Source organism: Geobacter sp. AOG2, assembly GCF_019972295.1.
In the GTDB taxonomy this organism is placed as follows: Bacteria; Desulfobacterota; Desulfuromonadia; order Geobacterales; family Pseudopelobacteraceae; genus Oryzomonas.
The window spans coordinates 1467607-1490625 of record NZ_BLJA01000001.1 but is presented as its reverse complement, the minus strand read 5'-3'; the positions used below and the strand labels follow the sequence as shown (position 1 = coordinate 1490625).

20 protein-coding genes are annotated in these 23019 nt (G+C 54.8%); 8 read left to right on the top strand and 12 right to left on the bottom strand.

Going from position 1 to position 23019, the window contains the following annotated elements; genetic code table 11:
- Positions 1–281: 281 nt before the first annotated feature.
- The gene (locus LDN12_RS17970) at positions 282–464 is read right to left on the bottom strand and encodes a zinc ribbon domain-containing protein (protein WP_223921918.1); all 183 of its coding nucleotides are present in this window, start codon (positions 462–464) and stop codon (positions 282–284) included.
- 208 nt (positions 465–672) lie between these two features.
- Between LDN12_RS17970 and LDN12_RS06760 the strand changes: the two genes are divergently transcribed.
- From LDN12_RS06760 to LDN12_RS06750, 3 genes are all read left to right on the top strand, one after another.
- Positions 673–2229: a S10 family peptidase gene (locus tag LDN12_RS06760; RefSeq protein ID WP_223921917.1), complete on the top strand. Its 1557-nt coding sequence runs from the start codon at positions 673–675 to the stop codon at positions 2227–2229.
- 319 nt (positions 2230–2548) lie between these two features.
- The gene (locus LDN12_RS06755; RefSeq protein ID WP_223921916.1) at positions 2549–2785 is read left to right on the top strand and encodes a hypothetical protein; all 237 of its coding nucleotides are present in this window, start codon (positions 2549–2551) and stop codon (positions 2783–2785) included.
- A gap of 74 nt (positions 2786–2859) precedes the next feature.
- Positions 2860–3096: a hypothetical protein gene (locus LDN12_RS06750; RefSeq protein ID WP_223921915.1), complete on the top strand. Its 237-nt coding sequence runs from the start codon at positions 2860–2862 to the stop codon at positions 3094–3096.
- A 25-nt stretch (positions 3097–3121) separates the two neighbouring features.
- On the opposite strand, the gene LDN12_RS06745 is transcribed toward LDN12_RS06750, so the two are convergent.
- From LDN12_RS06745 to LDN12_RS06735, 3 genes are all read right to left on the bottom strand, one after another.
- Positions 3122–3733: a class I SAM-dependent methyltransferase gene (locus tag LDN12_RS06745; RefSeq protein ID WP_223921914.1), complete on the bottom strand. Its 612-nt coding sequence runs from the start codon at positions 3731–3733 to the stop codon at positions 3122–3124.
- A gap of 105 nt (positions 3734–3838) precedes the next feature.
- Complete coding sequence (locus LDN12_RS06740) at positions 3839–4672, bottom strand: MBL fold metallo-hydrolase (protein WP_223921913.1); 834 nt, start codon at positions 4670–4672, stop codon at positions 3839–3841.
- 182 nt (positions 4673–4854) lie between these two features.
- Positions 4855–5883 (bottom strand): vitamin K epoxide reductase family protein, encoded by a 1029-nt coding sequence (locus tag LDN12_RS06735; RefSeq protein WP_223921912.1) that lies wholly within the window; start codon positions 5881–5883, stop codon positions 4855–4857.
- 297 nt (positions 5884–6180) lie between these two features.
- Between LDN12_RS06735 and LDN12_RS06730 the strand changes: the two genes are divergently transcribed.
- The 3 genes from LDN12_RS06730 (at position 6181) to LDN12_RS06720 (ending at position 10783) form a co-directional block, all read left to right on the top strand.
- On the top strand, positions 6181–7389 hold the full coding sequence (locus LDN12_RS06730) for an MFS transporter (protein WP_223921911.1): 1209 nt from the start codon (positions 6181–6183) through the stop codon (positions 7387–7389).
- Positions 7390–7685: 296 nt separating this feature from the next.
- A complete protein-coding gene (locus LDN12_RS06725) occupies positions 7686–9374 on the top strand; it encodes a transporter substrate-binding domain-containing protein (protein WP_223924037.1) in 1689 nt (562 codons plus the stop codon).
- Positions 9371–10783: a sigma-54 dependent transcriptional regulator gene (locus LDN12_RS06720; RefSeq protein WP_223921910.1), complete on the top strand. Its 1413-nt coding sequence runs from the start codon at positions 9371–9373 to the stop codon at positions 10781–10783. Before LDN12_RS06725 ends, LDN12_RS06720 begins: the two co-directional genes overlap by 4 nt.
- A 62-nt stretch (positions 10784–10845) precedes the next feature.
- On the opposite strand, the gene LDN12_RS06715 is transcribed toward LDN12_RS06720, so the two are convergent.
- A complete protein-coding gene (locus LDN12_RS06715) occupies positions 10846–12342 on the bottom strand; it encodes an AAA family ATPase (RefSeq protein ID WP_223921909.1) in 1497 nt (498 codons plus the stop codon).
- 77 nt (positions 12343–12419) lie between these two features.
- Positions 12420–13577 carry a glycosyltransferase family 4 protein gene (locus LDN12_RS06710; RefSeq protein ID WP_223921908.1) on the bottom strand — a complete coding sequence of 386 codons (1158 nt, stop codon included), beginning with the start codon at positions 13575–13577 and terminating at the stop codon, positions 12420–12422.
- Positions 13578–14185: 608 nt separating this feature from the next.
- On the opposite strand from LDN12_RS06710, the gene LDN12_RS06705 reads away from it, so the two are divergent.
- Positions 14186–15508, top strand: a complete 1323-nt coding sequence (locus LDN12_RS06705) for a dicarboxylate/amino acid:cation symporter (RefSeq protein WP_223921907.1) — start codon at positions 14186–14188, stop codon at positions 15506–15508.
- Between the two features lie 52 nt (positions 15509–15560).
- Here the strand turns inward: LDN12_RS06705 and LDN12_RS17965 are convergent, their stop codons facing one another.
- The 5 genes from LDN12_RS17965 to LDN12_RS06680 all read right to left on the bottom strand — a co-directional run bounded on the left by LDN12_RS17965 (position 15561) and on the right by LDN12_RS06680 (position 20625).
- Positions 15561–15881, bottom strand: a complete 321-nt coding sequence (locus tag LDN12_RS17965; RefSeq protein ID WP_223921906.1) for a YkgJ family cysteine cluster protein — start codon at positions 15879–15881, stop codon at positions 15561–15563.
- 97 nt (positions 15882–15978) lie between these two features.
- On the bottom strand, positions 15979–16785 hold the full coding sequence (locus tag LDN12_RS06695) for a c(7)-type cytochrome triheme domain-containing protein (RefSeq protein ID WP_223921905.1): 807 nt from the start codon (positions 16783–16785) through the stop codon (positions 15979–15981).
- A 29-nt stretch (positions 16786–16814) separates the two neighbouring features.
- Positions 16815–17123, bottom strand: coding sequence for a hypothetical protein (locus LDN12_RS06690; protein ID WP_223921904.1), 309 nt, complete (start codon positions 17121–17123; stop codon positions 16815–16817).
- A gap of 27 nt (positions 17124–17150) precedes the next feature.
- Positions 17151–17945, bottom strand: a complete 795-nt coding sequence (locus tag LDN12_RS06685) for a c(7)-type cytochrome triheme domain-containing protein (protein WP_223921903.1) — start codon at positions 17943–17945, stop codon at positions 17151–17153.
- Between the two features lie 178 nt (positions 17946–18123).
- Positions 18124–20625 (bottom strand): response regulator, encoded by a 2502-nt coding sequence (locus LDN12_RS06680; RefSeq protein ID WP_223921902.1) that lies wholly within the window; start codon positions 20623–20625, stop codon positions 18124–18126.
- Positions 20626–20970: 345 nt separating this feature from the next.
- Between LDN12_RS06680 and LDN12_RS06675 the strand changes: the two genes are divergently transcribed.
- Positions 20971–21744: an NRDE family protein gene (locus LDN12_RS06675; protein ID WP_223921901.1), complete on the top strand. Its 774-nt coding sequence runs from the start codon at positions 20971–20973 to the stop codon at positions 21742–21744.
- A 97-nt stretch (positions 21745–21841) separates the two neighbouring features.
- On the opposite strand, the gene LDN12_RS17960 is transcribed toward LDN12_RS06675, so the two are convergent.
- The gene (locus tag LDN12_RS17960; RefSeq protein WP_223924036.1) at positions 21842–22624 is read right to left on the bottom strand and encodes an SUMF1/EgtB/PvdO family nonheme iron enzyme; all 783 of its coding nucleotides are present in this window, start codon (positions 22622–22624) and stop codon (positions 21842–21844) included.
- Between the last annotated feature and the right edge of the window lie 395 nt (positions 22625–23019).

Here is a 23019-nt window from a genome sequence, read left to right as displayed (position 1 = left end):
TGCCGTTCGCGTGGTGCTTATCGTCTACGCCGGCACTCCTTTATTTTTTGCCGTCACCCGGATCTTTCGCTTTATCCCCATACTTGGCACCTCGGTCCCCGAGGTCGCAGGAATTGGACATTCAGGTCGAGACCCCGAATCGTGGAAGGATATACTTCTGGAGAACAATCCACACCACCAGGAATATAATCAGCAGTAACAGGTCTTTCACTCGGTCACCTCGCTTATTCGGTTCATGTTTGGACATTCAGGATGATACCGGACCGGCATCATAACATCCTTCAACCGCGGCTGGAACAAGCCGCCGCTGGCGGTGTGCCTGCCACCGCCGCAAACGTGGATAGCTCCTTCCGTATCTCGGCAGTCCCGCATTCAGGGCATTCTATTTGAAGCTCTTCTCCCGTTCTTTGCAGCTTTTCAAAACGCAAGCCGCATTTCCTGCAACTATACTCAAAGATCGGCATCCTTTGCACCTCAAACCATGTATTCAAATATGCGAATATAATAAATGAGGCACGACAAACTGTCAACAGCGTAAAAAGGTCGGACCATCGGCAGTCAGTCTTTGGACAGCGTTTCTTTTAAGCGTAAAACGAAGCGATGGTTGTGGACACCACATAACATGCAGTATACTCTTTCCCGTATCGTCAGGTGACTCCGGAGGTGACGCTCGTGTTCATAGCCCTGTTTTTGACGGCATTCTTGCTGGCAGGTGACCTGTATCATCCATACTTGTCCGGGGCGGAAGCCACGACTCGTGCCACTCAAGCGGCCCATGACGGCGAGAAGGCAACGGAAAAGAATGAAAGGGATGCAACCCCGGACATGGAGATACCGGTCGTTACCCGTCACACCATCACCGTGAAGGGCAAGGAACTGGCCTACGTGGCAACCGCGGGGAAATTGCCGATTCAAAACGATGACGGCGAAACCGAGGCCCAGGTATTCTTTGTTGCCTACACTGTTCAAACTTCTTCTCGCGAAACGAAGCGACCGCTCCTGTTCATCTTCAACGGAGGTCCCGGAGCATCGGCTGTCTGGCTGCACCTCGGCGCCGTCGGTCCCCGCATTGTGCGAATGCTTCCCGACGGCAGGATGCCTTCTCCTCCCTTCAACATGCTGGACAACGACACCACGTGGCTTGAATGGGCCGACCTGGTATTCATCGACCCGGTCGGCACCGGGTACAGCAGGGCAACCAAGACGGATCTAACGAAAAAGTTTACTACCGTCCAGGGAGATGTGGACTCGGTGGGGCGGTTCATCAGGCTCTATCTGGGACGTTATGAGCGTTGGGGGGGGCCGCTGTTTCTGGCGGGCGAGAGCTACGGAGCATTCCGCGCCGCAGGGTTGTCTGAATACCTGCTTGAGCACGGTATCGCGCTCAACGGCATTATACTCATTTCCTCGGTCATGAATATGCAAACCCTTTCCTTCGACCAAGGCAATGAGCTACCCTATGCCCTGTTCCTCCCCAGTTATACGGCAACGGCTTGGTATCACCGAAAACTGCCCCCCGAACTCCAGGCCGATCTGGACAAAACACTGGACCAGGCGGAATCATGGGCGGCAACGGACTATACGACAGCACTGTTCCAAGGAGACAGCCTGACGCCTGAGAAGCGCCGGGAGGTTGCCGACAAACTGGCGGAATTTACGGGGCTGGATGCGGCCTTCATCGCAAACCGCAACCTGCGCATCGACAACAGAAGCTTCGTCAGGGAGTTACTCCGCGACCGCCAGCAGATGGTTGGATACATGGATAGCCGGTTCACGGCCCCAGACCTGGAGCCTTCGAGCCACCGTAGCTTCGATCCTACCGTTGCCACCATCCGGCCGCCCTATACCGACGCGTTCAACCGCTATATTCGCACGGAGCTCGGCTACAAATCCGACCAGGAATATTTTGTCCTGGGCGGCGGCATCGGCCATTGGGACTGGGAGGCGAAGAACAGCTACGCCGACACCAGCGATAATCTGCGAAACAGCTTTGCCAAAAACCCTTACATGAAGCTCTTTGTGGCTATGGGGCTCTTTGACCTGGCCACTCCCCACTTCTCAAGCACCTACACGCTCAACCACTTGGGCTTGCCCCCCGCGCTTCGGAAAAACATCTCAATCCGCCACTACCGCGCCGGACATATGATGTACCTGGATGGCGACTCCCGCAGGGAGCTGAACCGGGATGTGAAAGCGTTTGTCGAAAAGGCTCTTGCCGAAAGACCATAATAGAGCACAGCTAAAAATGTATCATTTTCCTATACGGTTACACCCCCTCTTTTACTTTTGAAAAAACAGAACAATCTCAATATATTGGCAACACACATCCATCAACACACATCGTTATGGCTGTATGTGATTGCTATACATACAGCCATATTGCCCCCAACTCAAACATTGTGCCACCCGCACCAAACCACAGAACAACATTCGATATTTTTAGTATGTTATAAGCAAAAACTTATATTTTATGGTTTATGGCACGGTCGATGCTTTAACAATGGGTAAGAAAACATGCTGGGCATCCGAGATTGGAAAGGAGAGAGCCATGAGAACCGTATCGGCAACCCTATTGTCCCTGATGATCACCGCCACCAGAGCGCTGGCAGCGGGGGGCGTAAGTGAAGGCGAAGGCTTGGGCCTTTTGGCGACATTCTTCATCGCGTTCGGTATCCTGATCGTCATGTTCCAGTTCATCCCTGGCGTCATGCTGTTCGTCGGAATGCTCAAGGGGCTTTTTTCCGCGAGCGATGTAGAATCCCGCGAAACCGCAGGAACCAAATAACATCGCAACCGGTTAACGCACGAGAAGGAAACGTTCGTCCAGATAGTGGGACGGAGTACGAAAGGGAGGACGTCATGAAATCCACACCATTGAAAACCGCGCTGCTGATGAGCATAGGCTCCGCTTCCAACGCGTTCGCGGCGAGCGGCGCACGGGAAGACAACAGTGGACTGTTCGTATGGATTTTCCTTGGATTCTGCGCCCTGATCGTCATCGCCCAGCTCATGCCGGTCATGCTGCTGATGTTTGGCTTTGCCAAAGGGCTGAGCAAGGATAAGACTACCGAACCGCAAGCAGTGAAGCCCGGGTAATGGGATGGGGACCAGCCGGACCGGCTCAGGGGCGCGTGGCCACCGCAAGCAGGATCGGGTAAAGCTTGTCATGCTTGCGCACGGCGGTCACGCTCCGGACACAGATGGAACCGAAGCCCGCCCGCGTAAGTAATTCCTCCAACTCTTCCCGGCTGAAGCCATTATGGAATATGCCGGTCTGATCCTCGTGAAAGCTGCCGTCCTCGGATTCCAGGTCGGCGAGGGCAATCCAGCCGCCAGGGTGCAGCAGCTCGCGAAGTGAGGTGAGGATCGGGACCAACTCCGGAATATGGTGCAGCGTCATGGCGCTGGTAACAAGATGAAAAGGCCCCACCGGCATCTCTCCCTGCTCCAGGTTGTAACAAACGGCATGCGTGTTTTTGACGCCCGTCGCGGAACATTTGGCGTTCAGGCAGTCCACCATCCCCTGTGAGCTGTCCATGCCGACAACACTGCGCAGGGCAGGCGCCAGGCTGAGGGTCAGCAGGCCGGTGCCGCAACCGTAGTCCATGCCGTCCCAATCCGCTGAAAGCGGGACCGCTTCTTTTATGGCCGCCGCAATGTCGGCCGCCAACTGTACCCGACGCGGCTCTTCATCCCAAGTTGATGCAACAGCATCAAAATCCTTCCGTTCCATCACAATCTCTCCTCTCCACGATTGATATGGTCAGTTTCACAACGGACTCACCGCCTCATCATGTACGGTCGCAAAGAGCACCATGCCCACACAGCCTTCCAACAGTCATACCTCAAGCGTATACCCGACCAGCGCAACCTGGAATTCACGCGGCAACTCCCGGGACAAGCGTGCCGAGGCGGCAAATCCGGTGCAATGTCCAGCAGCTATTTTTCTGATCCCCATACTCTTGACCGTTTGAATTGTTTTTTCCATCTGTTCCTGGCTGCAAAACGACAAATGAGTCCCACCGATCAGGGCATATACATCGCGCCGGCCGGTCGTGTAGGCGATATGTTCCAGCGTATTGATCAATCCGGCATGGCAGCATCCCAAGAGGATCACCAACCCCCTGTCGGTTTCCAGCACCAACGATTGGTCGTCCATTGTGGGGTCCAATTCCTGCCCGGTGCAATCACGGTACAATCCCTGGTCGCCGCTTTCAAACGCGGTGGCGCGGGGAACCTCACCGGACAGGTAGACGCCGGGCGCCAATTCCCGGAATGCCGTCGAGAGATCAAATACCGCTCCGGCACTTTCCAAGGCTTCCCTAGCATGAGGTATGCCAATGGGGAAACATTCCCCGGTGTCCTTAACCCGGTAGCGGGGGGTGAAGATATCCGGGTGTCCGTACACCCGGCGGGGACCGTACTCCTGCAGGTAGGGCAGCAGGCCCCCGGCATGATCAAAGTGACCATGGGAGATCGCCACCGCGCCGACCGCGGAAAGATTCTTGTTCATCCGGTTGGCATTATGCAACAGGGTAAGCCCCTGCCCCGTATCGAACAGGATTGCTTCACCCTCGGACGGCTCGATCAGTGCGGCAAAGCCATGTTCCCCCAGTGTGCCGGAGATGGGGCCGACTGAATTTTCACACAGAACAGTAATCCGATAGTTCATACACCACCAGTATCCGCGTCTTCGCAAGGCAAAGGCGTCTTGCCGTTTTTAGATATATTGATAAACATATATTTAAAACAATGTCAACAACAGCGGCACCAAAAACCGCCGGACGGCATTGTGCCATCCGGCGGAGAGAGGTTGGCTTCAAAGCCTTCACACGTTACGCCACCGTAAGCGCTCTATCTTTCGACCTGGGCTATGGCTTCTTTTATGGCGTTTCTGCTAATCTCACGGCTACCTACCAGAAGTCTTCGCTTTTTGGTTTTGGGGTTGTCAACCACCACGGTGGGGGTAGCTTTGACGCCAAAGCCGCGAAAGATGGATTCGAAGAGCTTAACTCCATTCATCAACTCCACGAAGTTGAGTGGCCGAAGCGTGACACCCAGGGGGGCAACCGCAGACTGTACTTGCTCCGGGGTCGGGCTTTTCGTGGTGCGGGAGAGTTCCTCCAACACGTGGCGCAGCCGCATGTATTTATCCTTGTCATACACCATGAATTGCAGATTATAGGGGGTGATGTTGGCGGTGTCCGGGTGGATGGGCATATCGACGAATGCAACACGCGCCTTTGAAGAAATCTCCGGGAAAGCCTTCTCCATGTCAGGTTCCACCCTGCGGCAGACGGGACAGAACCAGTCACTGACAAAGTACACCGTGGTATCGCTCTGGCGTTTACCGAAGTAGATATCAGGTCCTGCCGCCTCCGCCTCCTTCTGAACACCGGCCAGGGCTGCGCCCAGACCGACCAGTAATGCGAGAACCATAACTGCCATATGGGTAATTTTTGTTTTCATGGTTCCTCCTGACGCCGTTTGGGTAGCCAGTAATTGATATAAGAGTGCGAGAAATGCAGTGGCAACCATTGCTGCAATGCCGAGACAGACAGGACACCAACTGCCGATAATGTACTTCTGGATCCAGATCAACCGCAACTCGGAGCCGAGCGCCGCACTCACGCCGTAAAGCAGCAGGGAGCCGGCAAACGGAGCGCGGCTGCGAACAGCCGACAACAGGACCAAAGCCCCGAAGAAGGCGCAGCCGAACCAACCAAAATCCATCCCGAAAATCAAGTATTTTGCTGTTTCGCTGCACAGGGCCGTGCATATTTTGAGGCCGGAAAGTACGGAAAGGGCCAAGCCTGCCAGAAGCGCCAGCCAAAGAACGACATCGGCTACCGCCTTGCCTGGACTACAGGGTGTTGATGACATAGCACAACCTTTACTACTGGTGATAGTTCGGCAAATCCCAGCATCTCGCCGAGTACGTGGATCGTCGAATACCTCCATGAAATAGGCCAGTGCTCACACTATAACACGGAGACATCAAAATGCGAGTGTAAACTTTGTCAACATTGAGTGATGGACAATGTATACAAAAACAACTGAAAAGGCAGGCCATAGTGTGGTGCCGTAACGACTCGCAACGCTCGCCCCGCTTGACCCAATGACGTATCATATCTATAGTAGCTGCGGACAGACCAAACAATACCCGCCGAGGCCACCGAGATGACATCCCCCTTGCATCACAAACCATTCCTCCTGTTTCTGCTGGCGCGTGCCGCGGCCACCATCGCGTACCAGATGACCGGTGTCGCCGTGGGATGGCAGATATACTCCCTAACACATCGCGCATTCGACCTTGGCCTGGTCGGACTTGTACAGTTCATCCCCTCGGCGGCGCTGGTGCTGCTGGTGGGGCACATTGCCGACCGTTACGACCGCCGCCGGATCGTTGCTCTTTCTCAATTCGTCGAGGCGACGGCGCTGATAGCCCTGTGTCTGGGAAGTCACGCCCAGTGGGCCGGCAAAGAGGCCATACTGTCGTTCATCTTTCTGATCGGCATTGCCCGCGCCTTTGAGTTCACCACCCTCCAGACCCTGGTCCCCGCTCTGGTGGATCAGGAAACCTTACCCCGGGCAATGGCGCTGAACGCCTCGGTAAGGCAGGCAGCCGTCATCCTCGGTCCGACGCTGGGCGGTTTTCTCTACATTGCCGGTCCGGCGGCGGTATACGCCACCAGTGGCGCGCTCTTCCTGCTGTCGTCCATCGCCATTTCGGCAATCAGGATCGAGCGGCCGATCGCCCGGCAGCGCGAACCGGTATCCCTCAACTTCGTCTTCGCAGGTATCTCCTATATCCGCAGCCGGCGAGTCATACTGGGGGCCATTTCCCTCGATCTGTTTGCAGTGCTGCTCGGCGGTGCGACCGCCCTGCTGCCGATCTATGCCCGCGATATTCTTTCCGCCGGGCCTTGGGGTCTTGGCCTCCTCCGTTCCGCGCCAGCCGTTGGTGCATTTGCCGCATCCATCTACCTGGCCCGACGGCCATTGCAACGCAAGGTAGGAAAAATCATGTTTGTCGCAGTAACCTGGTTCGGTATCGCAACCATCGTCTTTGCCCTTTCCACTTCGATTGCCTTGTCGTTTGTAGCCCTAGTGGTCCTCGGTTGGTCCGACATGTTGAGCGTAGTCATCCGCTCGACCCTTGTGCAGTTGGAGACCCCCGATGAAATGCGCGGCCGGGTCAGCGCCGTCAATGCCATCTTCATCGGCACCTCCAACGAACTGGGAGAATTCGAGTCGGGACTGACCGCCGCTTGGTTCGGGACCGTACCCGCTGCATTGATCGGCGGAATCGGCACATTGTTGGTTGTTATGCTCTGGAGACGTTTTTTCCCCGAACTGGCGCAACGTGAGCGGCTCCAGGCTGGTTAGCGACGTGTCCGCCCAGACCTTGCGAATATGTTCTCAGCGGTGATCTGACACTTTCATTCCAGCACGCTGTTATGGTATTACTAGCGAAACAACCCCATGACGCGTGTTGACCAGCGGAAGGCCTTGTCGCCGACGTATGACAACATAGTAAGAGACAAGGAATAGAGACAACGGTGGCCACAACACCATACGGACAACAACATCAGCACACGTACGGCGGCACAAACTATGCCCGTACCGTCCTCGGATACCTTCTGAGAACATACTTCACTGCTCTTGTCCTGTGTGTCTCGTTTCTGCCCGCATTCGGCGCCACCAGCGACCAGAACCGGCCTCCCGACGATAAGGTCATCATTGTCGGGGGCGACCGCGCCTACCCCCCCTACGAGTTCCTTGACAAAAACGGCCAACCGGCAGGGTACAACGTTGATCTCACCCGGGCCATCGCCAAAGTCATGGGTATGAAGGTGGAGTTTCGCTTCGGGGGGTGGTCCGAGATGCGCGCCGCTCTCATGAATGGCGAGATTGACGTCCTCCAGGGGATATCGTTTTCGGAAGAACGATTAGGAACCATAACCTTCTCCCCTCCCCATACCATCGTTCATCATGCCATCTTTGCCCGGAAGGACACTCCACGGGTCAATTCCATCGAAGATCTGCACGGCAAACAGATCATCGTCTTCCGCGACGGCATTATGCATGACACCCTGAGGAACCTCGGTTTCAGCGGTGAGTTGCACTTTGCCGACACCCCGGCCGACGCCTTGCGCCTTCTTGCCTCGGGCGTCAACGACTACGCGGTCGTCGCCATTGTTCCCGGCATGTATCTCATCCGGGAACTTCATCTGACGAACGTCGTCCCGGTTGCGACCAACATAGCTGCCCAGAAATACTGCTATGGCGTCAAAAAGGGAAACAACGAGCTAATGACCCGCATCAGTGAGGGGCTTGCCATCCTCCACAAGACGGGCCAGTACCAGCAAATCTACGACAAATGGCTCGGAACCCTGGAGCCGCCGCCGGTCTCCTGGGAACGGGCCGTGCGCTACGGCGCCCTTGCCCTGGTTCTGCTCCTTCTTGTCCTGGCCGCCACAGTGGTCTGGTCCCGGACCCTTCAAAAGCGTGTTGCCCTGCGAACCCAGGAACTGGCACGCGAGGCGGCAGAACGTAAACGAGCACTGGAAGAACTCCGTCTCCACCAGGACAAGCTCATTCAGGCCGACAAAATGGCCTCCCTCGGCATCCTTGTCTCCGGCGTGGCCCACGAGATCAATAATCCCAACGGCCTGATCCTGCTCAACATGCCGATCCTCAAGGAGGTCTACCGGGATGCGGTGGAGGTACTTGAGGCCCGCTACCGAGAGTCGGGCGACTTCCCACTCGGCGGGCTACCCTATTCACGGATGCGCAACGAGGTTCCCCACATGCTGGACGAAATGCTGGAGGGGGCCAAGCGCATCAAACGTATTGTCGAGGAACTCAAGGATTTTGCCCGCCAGGACGACAACCCCGGCGGCGACCTTTTCGATCTGAATCAGGTAGCACAGGCGGCGGTACGGCTGGTTGACAGTTCACTCCGCAAGGCAACGACCAACTTTTCGGCAGAATACGCCGCAGACATCCCCCTGGTGCATGGAAATGCCCAACGTATCGAACAGGTGGTCGTCAATCTGCTCCTCAACGCCTGCCAAGCACTACCCAACGCGGAGCGCAAAATCTCCCTAGCCACATTCCGCGTCAGTAATGCCAGGATCGTGGTGCTGACCATAACGGATGAAGGGGTCGGTATTGCCTCCGAACATATCCCTCGCCTTACCGACCCGTTTTTTACCACCAAACGCGAAACAGGAGGGACCGGCCTCGGTCTTTCGGTGTCGGCAGGGATCGTCAACGAGCACGGCGGGACGCTCAAATTCAACTCGACACCCGGCGAAGGAACGACCGTCATCCTGACCCTTCCGGCCACCGAGGAGACACTCCCATGACCCAGAACCTCCATCCTCCCTTTTGCATACTCCTTGTGGATGACGAGCCGGCCTGGCTGCGCTCCCTCTCTCTCACCCTGGAGCGTTCCGCCGGCATCACCAACATCCTTACCTGCCAGGACAGCCGGCAGGTTGAGGGCATCCTGAACAGCCGAAAGGTGGGCCTGATCCTGCTCGACCTCACCATGCCCCATATCTCGGGTGAAGACCTCCTGACCATGATTGCGGAACAACATCCGGAGACCGCCACCATCGTGATAAGCGGCATGAACCAGTTGGAGACCGCCGTGCGCTGTATGAAAATCGGAGCCTTTGACTACTTCGTCAAAACGGTGGAGGAAGACCGGCTTGTGGGAGGGGTGCTGCGTGCAATCCGGATGTTGGAACTCCAGCGCGAGAACTTTGAGATGTCCAGCCGTGTGCTTACCGGAGAACTCCGGCGGCCCGAAGCCTTTACCGCTATCATCACGGCCAACAGAGCCATGCACGCCATTTTTTCCTATGTGGAAGCTGTTGCGGTCAGCCCTCAGCCGCTTCTCATTACCGGTGAAAGCGGCGTCGGCAAGGAACTCCTCGCCCGTGCCACCCATCTTTTGAGCGGATGCGCGGGTCCGCTTGTAGCGGTGAATGTGGCAGGACTCGACGATACGGTGTTTTCCGACACGCTTTTCGGCCATACCAAAGGTGCCTTCACCGGCGCCGATCAGCAACGCCGGGGCATGATCGAGGAGGCCGCCGACGGCACTCTGTTCCTCGACGAGATCGGTGATCTGAGCATCCCTTCCCAAGTCAAGCTCCTGAGGCTTCTTCAGGAAGGAGAATACTTCCCCTTGGGGAGCGACCGCCCGAAACGCCTCAAGGCGCGCATCATCGTGGCCACCCATCACAACCTTGCGCAAAAAGAGGCTGACGGAAGGTTCCGCCGCGATCTTTTCTACCGCCTGCGGACCCACCACGTCCATGTGCCTCCCCTGCGGGAGCGAAAAGAAGACATCCCTTTGCTACTTGACTATTTCCTTGGCCAGGTCGCACGTTCCCTGGGGAAAAAAAAACCAACCCCTCCCCGGGAGCTGGCCCAACTCCTTGCCACCTACTCATTCCCCGGCAACGTACGAGAGTTGAAGGCCATGATCTACGACGCGGTAAGTGTACATCGCGACCATATCCTCTCCATGGATACCTTTTTACGCGGCATCGGTCGTCCTGACCCCCTGCCTGTCGCTCCTGTTCCCGAAGGAAATCCCTTTTCGCACCTTGACCGGCTACCCACCTTTGCCGAAGCGACGGAGCTGCTCGCTGCCGAGGCCATAACCCGCGCCAAAGGCAACCAGACCATCGCCGCCCGGCTGCTCGGCATCTCCCAGCCTGCGTTGAGCAAACGCCTCAAGCTGGCACGCGGACAGGAATAAAAAACGGCGCTCCCCTAAAACACAAGTCCGGTTTCCTATCCGCCTTCGATTATTCAAGGGATCTATCTGAATTTTCCCGATGCCGGCACAGCCCGCTTAAAGGCCCACGCCTCGATCTTTTTAATCTGCTCGGCCATGGTAATGGAAAGCGGGACTGTTTGGCTGATCATGACCATCAGATCCTGCTGGGTCATGGGCCGTCTGTCGGCAAGCGCTTCGAAAACCGCCGAATTGACGGTCTGCTCGATCTCCGCGCCAGAGAATCCACGGGTGGAGCCGGCAAGAAGTGGAATGTCGAAGGAAGCAGGCTCAACCTGACGTTTAGCCAAATGGATACGAAAAATCTGTTCGCGGGCTGTGGTATCAGGCAACCCGACATAGAATATTTCGTCGAAGCGCCCCTTGCGCAGCACCTCGGCCGGGAGCATCTCAATGGCATTCGCGGTAGCAGCCACAAATACCGGTTCCCGTTTTTCCTGCATCCACGTCAAAAAGTTTCCAAGCACCCTGGAAGCCGCCCCTCCTTCGGACTTGAAGCCGTGGGTCGTGATCCCGGATTCTATTTCATCAATCCAAAGCACACAGGGGGCTACAGCCTCAGCCGTATCGAACGCCAGGCGCAAGCTTGCCTCCGGCGTACCGAACAATCCCCCGTATACCGTCGACATATCAAGCCGAATCAACGGAAGATGCCACTCGGCGGCGATCGACTTGACGAACAGGGACTTGCCACAGCCGGCAATCCCCATGACCAGCACGCCGCGCGGAAGCCCAACCCCGGACGATATGCTGTCCAGCCCGAAAGCACACGTGCGCCGTTCCAGCCAATGCTTGAGGTTTTCCATACCACCAAGCTGATTGCAGCCGACGACATCGGTAACCAGCTCCATTATCCCGCTCTGCTGAATGATCCGTCGCTTGTTTTCCAGGAGCGACGCGACGGGGTTAGTGCCCCCGGGCATTTCATCCAGACGTAACAAACGGATCGACCTTTCAAGATCAACAAAATCAAGCCCGCGAGCAGCAACCGCCAGCCTCCCAAACAGCGTGGGATCTTCCCGGCACGCTTTGGAAAATGATGGTTCACGACTCAGCATATGTTTCAGGAACTCCTGGATTTCCTCAATTCCGGGAAGTCCATGGGTCAACATGATGTTGTCTTCCCGAAAACCTTGGGGTATCCGTTCCTCATCGCCCAGGATGACCGTCACCTTCCCTTTTCCGTTTGAAGCCGAGGCAAGGTCCTTTAATTTTCTGATCAGTATCGGACTGTCCCACCAAAAATGGTGAACATCCTTCATGATCAACATAAAGGGGCCGGGATGGCCTATGGCGAAATCAAGGGCTTTCATCGGGTCTGCCGTATCTGCGACAACGACACCGTCCCGGCACAGACCCGTTGTGCAGGTCCAGACAAGTGGGGAGCCCATGCCCTTGAGCCGTGCGGCGACTTGACTCAGAAGCCATTCACTGCGCTGTTCATTGTTGGTTATCACATAAAACATGATCGTACCGACGCTGATCATGCGAACCATCTGTTGCTGCGTCATATTTTCCATATATTTTTTCCTTACATCCCAGGCCGCTCATCATAGAGGTGTGTTTTGCGTCGCCTTCAGGGACACGGGTCACGACCCTACATTCCCAGCCGGGTACGGTAGATTCCGCTTAAAGCCTTACCGCGAAGGTCCACGGCATGTAACTGTTCCGCCATTTCCCGCCCTAAACGGCTCAAACGGGCTCGTTCATCCTTGTTTCCCATTAACCAGGTCAATTTAGCGGCCAGATCGCTGGAATCTCCATATGTTGCATAGACACCGGCATCCCCCAGCAAGTCTCGGTTTGCAGGCATATCAAAAGCTACGGTTGGCAGCCCACAGGCCATGTAGTTAAGCAGTTTACCGTTGGGCTCGATCAAGGAGATTTTGGGGGATACGGCAATGTCTCCCGCGGAAAGGTAGAGCGGGGCCTTTGCGTAGTCGATCTTGCCGGTGAAGATTATCATCTTCTCTATACCCAGTTCGAAAGCCTTGGCCCGGTATCCTTCTTCGGGAAACCCCATGATCAGGAAACGAATCGGGCTCCCCTTTGACTTGAGCAGAACAATCGCGGAGAGCAGGGTATCGATCCCCTGATTACGATCCAGCGCACCAAGATACACCACCAGCGGCGCATCGAGCGGGAGACGCAGCCTGGTACGCACTTCATTTCGCTGATAAGGACGGAACAACGTGGTATCGACACCGTCCGCCAGCGATACCACCCTTTCCTGAGCAACCCCCCACTGTCCGATAAGATTTCGGGCCACAGAACCGGAACCGGCAATGATAAGATCAGCGGAGCGCACATTGATGCGTCGTTCCAGCCATGAATTAAAGCGGTGCAGTAACGTCCCCTCCCTGATAAAGCCCTGTTCAATCATCCCGCCGGTGAGGCTGCCCTGATAATCAAACACAAGGGGGATACCCAGCTTCTTTTTGAGCCGGCCACCTATCCATGCGCCTTCATGGCCATAGGCATGGATCAGATGTGGCCTGAATGTTCGGGCAAACTTGAACGCCTGGCTGGACATAAACAGGTCGATGTACGGATTATGCCACGATACATGTGTCGACAAATCCCGCAGCCATGGGATGCGAGGCATCCTGATGGTTGGAACTCCCGGCATATCGCGACCAAGGTGGTAAGTATACATCCGGACGTTATGGCCGCAACGAATAAGGGCTTTGGCCTCCTCGTAGCCTCTCACATGCTCGCCGCAGTCACTGAAATAAGGAGTGGGAGCAAGCAGCATAATCCTCAGTTTCCTCTCAGACAAAACCAATCTTCTCCTTTGGCCCACTCGACATTTTTCTCTAGGCTCACGCTGACCCAAGGTAACAGAATAGCACTAAAATGGGCTACGCAGCACAGATTACCGTTTATAGAGCAATAACAAGAAACAGAATGTGCAAATCCCTGGGAAACTGAAAAAAGCAAGCTCACCAACTGGCCGGATATGACAGAGCAAAAGACTGTAACGTAGCTTGCAAGGCGGACGTTGTTCACTGTTCCTGCCGATATTACAAGGACCGCGATGCCTTCCTCCAACGCATCATCTTGAATAGCCCACAAAGGGTATAACCAATGTTATTCCCATAACCCCGGTTATACCCCCCGACTTTTGCGCCATATCCAATGGTTTTGCTACAAAGCCCTTCGACACCATAACCACAGTTATACCCTTTGAATCGTAAGACAGGGCCATAAAACAATGTTTAGTGTTTAATATCGGCTAGTTGAATATAGGTACCAAGTTGGTATTCAGCTTGCTGATATGATTTTATATTTATTTGGCAACGTTTCCAGGCTCAAGGCGATCTCGCTTCAAATCCAATAAGGCAGCAGATGAAAGGGGTGTGCATGAAAACGAAGAGGTTTTACCAGCATCTGTACGTTCAAGTGCTTACAGCGATTGCCATCGGCGTCGTCCTCGGCAACTTTTTGCCGGAGACCGGTGTTGCCATGAAACCGTTCGGGGACGGCTTTATTAAACTGATCAAGATGATCATCACACCAGTGATCTTCTGTACGGTCGTAACCGGCATTGCAGGCATGGAAGACATGAAGAAAGTTGGACGCGTCGGCGCCAAGGCACTGCTCTACTTTGAGGTTATTACCTCACTGGCTTTGGCCATCGGGCTGATCGTGGTGAATGTCATCAGGCCAGGCGAAGGTTTTAACGCCGACGTGACCAAACTCGACACAAAGGCTCTCGCCGCCTTTACCACCCAAGCAAAATCCCATTCCACGGTAGATTTTCTGCTCAACATCATCCCATCGAGCGTGGTTGACGCCTTTGCCAAAGGCGACATACTACAGGTGCTTGTCTTTGCCATCCTGTTCGGCTTCGCCCTGTCTGCCCTCGGCGAAAAGGGGAAGGCGGTTTACCGCCTGATCGATCAAATCGCCCAGGCTCTTTTCGGGATCGTCAACATCATCATGAAATTCGCCCCCATCGGGGCCTTTGGCGCCATGGCCTTCACCATCGGCAAGTTCGGAGTTGGCTCCCTTTCAAAACTGGGCATGCTGATGGGAAGCTTCTATTTAACCTGCATACTCTTCGTTCTGTTGGTCCTCGGCCCCATAGGCAAGCTCTGCGGCTTCAACGTTTTCAAGTTTATTCGCTACATCCGAGAGGAACTGCTGATCGTCCTGGGCACATCATCCTCCGAATCGGCCCTCCCCAGGCTGATGGTAAAACTTGAAAACCTGGGCTGCAAGAAATCGGTGGTCGGCCTCGTCGTTCCCACCGGCTACTCCTTCAATCTGGACGGCACCTCAATCTACCTCACCATGGCGGCACTGTTTGTGGCCCAGGCCACCAACACTCCCCTTACCTGGACCCAGACCCTGACCATCCTTGCAGTTCTTTTGCTCACCTCCAAGGGTGCAGCCGGGGTAACGGGAAGCGGCTTTGTCACCCTTGCCGCCACCTTCGCAGCCATACCCACCATTCCCCTGGCCGGTTTGGCCCTGATCCTTGGCATTGACCGATTCATGTCAGAAGCCCGCGCCCTGACCAACTTCGTCGGCAATGGCGTGGCGACGATCGTGGTATCCCGATGGGAAAACGAGCTTGATGTGGAGCGAATGAAACACGTCCTGAACAACAACCTGACCGGCACGGAAGTGTCGCATGGCTTCACTCTCCCGGAAGCTGAACCGGAAATGATTGCCGATTAGAAGAAAAGTGCCCACACTGAAACAAAAAAAAGCCCGCTCACTGCGGGCTTTTTCATTTACGGCCTCTTCCCCATCTCCTCCTGTTTCGTCGCGGCTCTACTGGAAGTTCAACGGTCGGACGGCGGTAGCCACAATCGTTGGGAAGCCAATGCAGGGTCGCAACCAATTCCGGCGTCAGCTTCATGCAGCTAGGATTAATCTCAAAGCGTCGCTCGAAAATCTTGCAGCGCCGGGTTGTCACGTCCAGGTATCGGCAGGGGGTCTGGGTGTAGAAAATAGTACCCCGTTCATCCTCCAGTTTTTCAAAGCAGCAGAGGCCACACTGATTGCAAAGACTGTCCCAGTGATCGTTATTGTTAACGGTATCAATCATGAGAGAAGGGTAAACCAGGCAAAGGAGAGGTGTCAACCAATCAATTGCTCCACCGCAAAGAGCGGGGTATGTTCGCGCAGTAAAGGGGAAAAACCGGCTAGAAACCGGAAAATCCGCTCATTTTGGGGTGGCAGCGCTTGCAGTCATTCATGGGAAAGGCGACCTGCATATGACAGGCACCGCAGTAGTTGCCAAAAATATTCTTATCCATGGAAAAATCGACGGTGCCTTTCATTTTGATGTTGAAGACATCGGGGTGGCAACTGGAACAGTCAAGCTCGCTGAAATGATCCTCATGGGAGAAGGCCACGTCGCTTCGGGGAACCGCCGTGCCAAGCTTCATCGGCAGGCGCAGCTTTTCCGGAAGTTGCAGAGAAGGCGCGGAGGAAGAGATTGTATTCTTAGGGGCGATCCTTCCGCTCCTATATGCTTTAGCCCAATCAATACCGTTTCCAAAGCCGGCCATCGGCAAGGTGGCGGCAAAGGTTTCGAAATACGCCTCCAGGGCCTGCGTATCCTTCATGTGGCATCGGTCACACTCCCCGTCTTGGACGCCGAAAGCCATCACGCCGTCATGGCAGGCGCCGCAGTATTTTCCCTCGGTGTATTGCGCCCTTGTGATGCCAGTATCCCCCGAATGCATACTGAACCCCAGATCAAGGTGGCAGACGCGGCAGGTGTAGCGGGCCCGGTGGCTCCAGTGGGCAAACACAACCGGAGCCATCCCGGCTTTTGTGGTCCGGCGGTGCATAATGACGGTACCGTACTTCCAGAACGGCCCGTTGGGAGGAATGGTTTTGATTACACTTCCCAAATCGCCTCGATCCGTCGCCCGGCCACTACCCAGACACGACAGCAGCGCCATGACGCCAAGAAGCAGGCTAACACCGATTCTTTTTTTCACCCAGACCTCGACTAGTCGTGTTTACAAACCTATTTTCCCGCTTTATCATTATCTTTTGCCTCCAGAACATATATATAGAGGTTCTTGCACAACTGGAGCCTTTTCAGGAAAACTTTCCGAACGGTCTCATCCTGTTGTTCGATAACCTTCTGTAGACGTTCGCATCTTCCGATCAACGCCCTCAACTCATCTGTGGAAAGCGTCATAACATCCGTCGTTTTTGCACAGGTATCATCGAATTCCGCTCGCCACAATTCATCACAATAAGCCTTTGACAGGCAAACGGACAGGAACAGAACCGCCAAAAACACGCGTGTCAGAGCTGTTGCACGCATCATCGTATCTCCGTTGTCATCATCAGCCTCTTATACCGGCTTGGTATGGCAGCGCTGGCAGTCGGTCTGGGGAAACGCAACCTTGTCGTGACAGACACCGCAATACTTGCCGTCGAAAAGCTCCACCATTGAGTATTTCGAGGTCCCCTTTTTGATGCCCACAAAAATCTCGGGATGACACAGTTCACAGCCGTTCCAGACCGTATGTTTTCTGTGGGAGAAGACGATATCGGGCATCCCTTCAACCTTGGCCTTGAGCGAAAAATCCGCCTGTACCTTGAGTTTCGCTTTCATGATCGAAACCCCTTCCAGTTGATCAATAGGTTTGATCAACCCCTCTTCCTCGGCCTTTTCCCAGTTTATCCCATTGCCGAAGCGTTCCTTCGGCATGGAATCCGCGAACCGGTAAAACTCATCTTCCTTGGCCGCATCCTGTTCCAGAATATGGCACTTTACGCAGCGTTTATAGTCTTCCCTGCTATACTCCTTGGAGCACGCCTCAAAGACCTTCGTTTTGTTTACATTCATTCTGCCATTGTGGCAGGTTCCGCAGTAGTATCCCTTCATGTTATCCACGGCGCGCACCTTGGTTGCGCCAGCGGTCATCCCGAAACCGATATCGACGTGGCAGAGACGGCAGGTAAAATCCTTTCGATGCACCCAATGATCGAAAACAACCGGGGGCATCCCCGATTGCCGAGAGTAATTGTTGATGGTCACGCTTCCAAATTCATAGGGGGGGAGTTTTCTTTTTTTCGTCCCGCCTGCCCAGGCAAGACCCGCCCCCACAAACAGAACCATTACCACGAAGAGTGCCCTTCTCATGGTTACCTCCTCAGACAATGTAATCAATCAGGGTGCCGTACCCCATCGGGCTTGCCGCCAGGCCCGCATACCGTTTTCCTATCGAAGACATTCTCCCATGCATAACGGGACAATACATTAAAAACAGTAGAACTATAGACACTTATCTTCCAAGTAATCTGATCTGTCAATACTAATCCTATTGCCCCGGCGTTAAGACATCCATGAGTTTACGGCCAAGCTCGGTGACCTTGTACGGCTTCTGAATGAAGCCTGCCAACCCTTTGCCGAGAAACTTCTGGGTCACCTCTTGCTCGTTGTAGCCGCTGGACATCAAGACCCTGACATCAGACCTTATACGGCGCAACTCACGGAAGGTCTGCTCCCCGTCCATGTGGGGCATGGTGAGGTCCAGGATCACACACACGATGTCGTCCTTGCTACGACGGAAAATATCAAGTGAATCGCGCCCGTCCACCGCTGTCAGGACGTGGTAACCGAGAAACTGGAGCATATCCTTGCCCAGCGCACGGATTGTCTCCTCGTCGTCCACCAAAAGGACGGTTCCGCTCCCCTTCAGGAACTCGTTATCATGGGACAGCACTGCCGACCGGGACTCCGGCGAAGGCGAAGCAGGCAAAAGGATCTTGAAGGTGGTACCTTTGTTTTTTTCGCTATAGGTTTTGATGGCGCCACGGTGCCCGCGGATGATGCCAAGAACTGCCGCCATACCGAGGCCTCGTCCGGTAAATTTGGTGGTGAAAAAGGGATCGAATATCTTGGAAACGGTTTCCTTGTCCATGCCGCAGCCGGTATCCGCTATCTCCAGATAGATGTACAACCCTTCCGGCAGTCGGTCGTCGATCCACATCTCGGAAAGGTAAGCCCGGTCACAATCGACGGCACCCGTCGAGATAGCGATCACACCGCTTCGCTCACCGATTGCCTCTGAGGCATTTATGACCAGGTTCATGATGACTTGGCGTAACTGGGTGGCGTCAACCTCAATGTTCGGCAGATTCTGGGCCAGATTGAAGCGCAACATTGCCTTTTTGGAGATGGAAACCTCCAACATATGGGTCATCTCTTCGATCACGTTGTTAACGTTCAAAGACTCAATGACGAAATGACCTTTCCCCGAGTATGCCAACATCTGGCGAGCCAGATCGGCGGCCCGACGAGCGGCTTTTTCAATCTGGTCAATGTTCTCGCAGGCCGGCGACGCTGGTGAAAGCCGCATCATCGCCAAGTCGGCGTTTCCGAGTATTGCCATCAGGATATTATTGAAGTCGTGGGCGATCCCCCCGGCAAGCACACCCAGGCTTTCCAGCTTTTGCACATGCAGCATCTGCACTTCCATGCGTCGGTGTTGTTCCTCCATGAGTTTTTTCTCGGTGATGTTGACAGCCACGATCATAAGGTGATGTTTGCCCTCCACATCAAACCGCGATAACGAGCTGTCAAGAGCCACCCGTTTTCCAAAACTCGTGGAGATTTCAACCTCCATGGGCCTGGTTATGCCGTCGCGAAGGACCGATTCGGCGGCATCAATGAGTCCGGACGTTTGCCACGACTCGATTTCCCTGAAATTCTGGGCGCGGGTTTCTTCGAGACTCCCTCCGATCATATCGGCGATGGTCTGGTTCGCCAGAACAGACTGCCCGGTCTCTCCATCGAATACGTTGATGCCCACGGGTGCATTTTCCAGCATGGTTTCGACGAAGACAAGGGAACGCTTACCGGATTCAACTGCCCTTTTCTGCACCGAGACGTCGAAGAAGATGGTGGCGAAGCCGTCGTCTCCCCACGATATGATCGAGATAGCAAAATACTTGTCCATCTGTTTGAAGTATGTTTCAAAACTCAGCGGCCGGCCCGAACGGCGCACCGAAAGAAACTCTTCCAAATACGGTGGCCGACTGGTTCCGTACACCTCCGAGGCGGGCTTCCCAACGACCGCATCACCGGATATACCGAGGACATTCTGATAGGCCGGGTTGACCCCCACAATTCGGTAATCCGTCACATCGCCAGCTTCATTCCGGATAAAACGGTGGAGCGCGACCCCTTCGGTCATGTTGTCGAAAAGACTCCTGAAACGTTGTTCGCTTTCCTGGAGGGTGCTCTCAACTGACTTCAGGTTGGTAATATCGGAATAATAAAGGCGAACCGTATCGAATTCGAGGGAGTAACAGACTGTCACCCCCCAAACAATACCGTTGAGTTGAACCTCCAGGTGGAGATGTGCCTTTGGGGCGCTCTCCGTGGCTGAGAACAGGTTGCCGCTATCCAGTGGAAGAAAGGTTTGCAGGGCGCTTTGGCCGACGAGAGAAAATATGCTTTGTGCGGCAGGGTTGGCATAGATGAGTCGTCCGGTGCGATCGATTTCCATGACTGGATTCGGGTTCAACCCGGGGAAGGAGGAGAGGTGCAGAATTTCTAGTTCACTCGTCTGAAGTTGCCGGTTTACCTCGATAATCTTCAAAACGTAGCGGTAAAAGAGCTTATAGAGTAGCAATGAAGTAATGCTGATGAACAGGAACCCCTTGTATATGGAAATGTGTGCCATCAGGGCGGGGTCGTGCGCCAACGATTTCAGGGCGCTGTCGGAGAACAAAATCCACAAACATCCGAAAACAAAATAGATCCCCACGATTCGAACCGTGGCCCCCCGCAGGTTTGTCTCCGGCATTGCGTCCATATCCATCCTCGCTATCGCATGAAGGTACTCGTAAATTGAAATGATGTGTTCTACCCTGAATTCAGCCCTGACGTCAATGACGTCCTCCCCATAAACTGAACCAGAATACGGGAAAAACGTAAAAAAGCAGAAAACCTGAGCAAGAACAGCAACCACTGAAAGGTTAAGGTCATAACAACTTCCTTTGCAACCTGCAAATCAAATGGGACAACACCAACATACCGTATTTATTAATAATCCTCTCTATCCATATCAGTGACACTGGACCAGAGCAAATCACTCTGATAAACTACTGCCAAGCTGAAAATCATTCCGCCACCTATTGATCCATCTGGGAGAACTCCCGTGTGTCTGGCTGTCTTTGGTTTGGATTGTCATCCCCGCTACCGCCTCATCATGGCGGCAAACCGCGACGAGTATCATGACCGGCCCACACTTCCCGCGACATTCTGGGGAGACTGCCCTCACGTTCTGGCCGGCCGCGACCTTCTCTGCGGCGGCACATGGTTAGGTATCACCGCCAGCGGGCGCCTGGCAGCAGTCACCAATTTCCGGAACCCGGCGCTCGCCATGGACATGCCCCGTTTCTCACGCGGCACCCTGCCCGCCGGCTACCTGACAGATGCAGTCCCACCCCAGGCATACTTGGAGGCACTGCACGAGAAACGGGATGACTACGACGGCTTTAATCTGATTGTAGCCGACGCTGAACAACTCTGGTATTACTCCAACAGGGAGAGCACCGGGCCAGTGCGTGTTACGCCCGGTGTTCACGGCCTCAGCAATCACCTCCTTGACACCCCCTGGCCCAAGGTAACTACCTCGAAAGACTATCTGGAAGGCCTTCTCCGGGATGATCGGGTCTCACCGGAGGCGCTGTTGGAATTACTCTCCGATCCCGCCCCTTTTCCGGACCATCTGCTTCCCGACACCGGCGTTGGAATAGAACGCGAACGAATGCTGTCACCCCGGTTCATCAGCAGCGACAGTTATGGCACCCGCTGTTCCACCGTAATCCTCATGGAGCGGGAAGGCGACATTTGCTTCATTGAACGCAGCTATGCCCGTAACCGCAGGGTTATCCAAACAGTTGAGATCACCATGCCACGCGCCAAATGAAGGCTTAGCCTTCCAGGCGAACCTTTGAAGGCTCAAAAAAAGAGGCGCATCAGACGGTGCGCCTCTTTGTACATCAGACAAATAAAAACAGGTGTCGTTACGGTTCCCGACAAACCCGGAAGCCGATATTGTCGTAGGCCCTACCTGTCTCTGCAGAACCTCTGCTTGTGGTGGCAAGCGCGCCCTTTTGGCTGCGCCATGACCCACCGCGCACGGAATGAGCCGTTCCGGCACTTGGGCCTTTCGGGTCCATTTTGGGGCTGACGGCATAGTAGTCATCGGCAAAATAATCCTGTGTCCATTCAGCTACGTTTCCAGACATATCGTGGAGACCGAATCCGTTGGGGGCGTATTTCCCCACCGGCGCGGTGCTCCAATAACCGTCGTTTTGGGACGGGTCGTTCCATTCATAGATGCACTTCTTGTCGCAGAAGTTTGTATAGCGATACAGATCGGCATCATTGTTCGTGCCGGCATACTTCTCCTGTTTGCCCCCGCTCCGCGCGGCGAACTCCCATTCCGCTTCCGTGGGAAGTCGGTATTTTTTCCCGCTGCTGTGGGAAAGCCATGCCGTAAAGGCTTGGGCGTCATTCCAGGAGACGCAGACTACCGGGTCTTTTTTGCTCTGATAAAAGTCGGGATTTTTCCAGGTGGCAGCCGGATTCAGACTTTCCTTACCGGCACTGATGGTGTAACACCCACCGTTTTTCTCCGCGTCGGTAATGTAGTTGCTGCTATCGACAAACCGCTGGAACAGTTCGCGAGTGATCTCGAACTTAGAGATACTGAAGGGAGTGAGGCAGACTTCATGGGCCGCCAGGGCCTTATCGGAGGGGACCCCCATCGTATAGCAAGCACTGGGAATGGAAACAAGTTGCATGTCGAAGGTGGTATCCGTTACCTCCGTGGGGATTACGATGGCCGGTGCCGGCAGGGCCTTGACAGCCGGTTCTCCCGCCGCCTTGACCGCTTGTTGCTGCGGTGCGGACGATTCTGTAGGAACGGGGGGAGAGACGTTTTTTTTCTGCTCAGGCTTTTCTATAGTCTGCTTTTTCAAGGGGGACTCCTGCGCCACCTTGACCTTGTTCTGCGGTTTTTTGGCATACGGTTTGGAAGTGACCGGAGCCGACACCGGCTTGGTTGAGCCTTTGACGCCTCCAAAAGGGATGGTTACGCCCAGGGTATACTCAAACGCGCTGGCATTGGCCACGACGTGGCGCACATCCGCCCGCAAAGCCAGCCGGTCGTACAGGAAGTATTTTACACCGGCCCCGT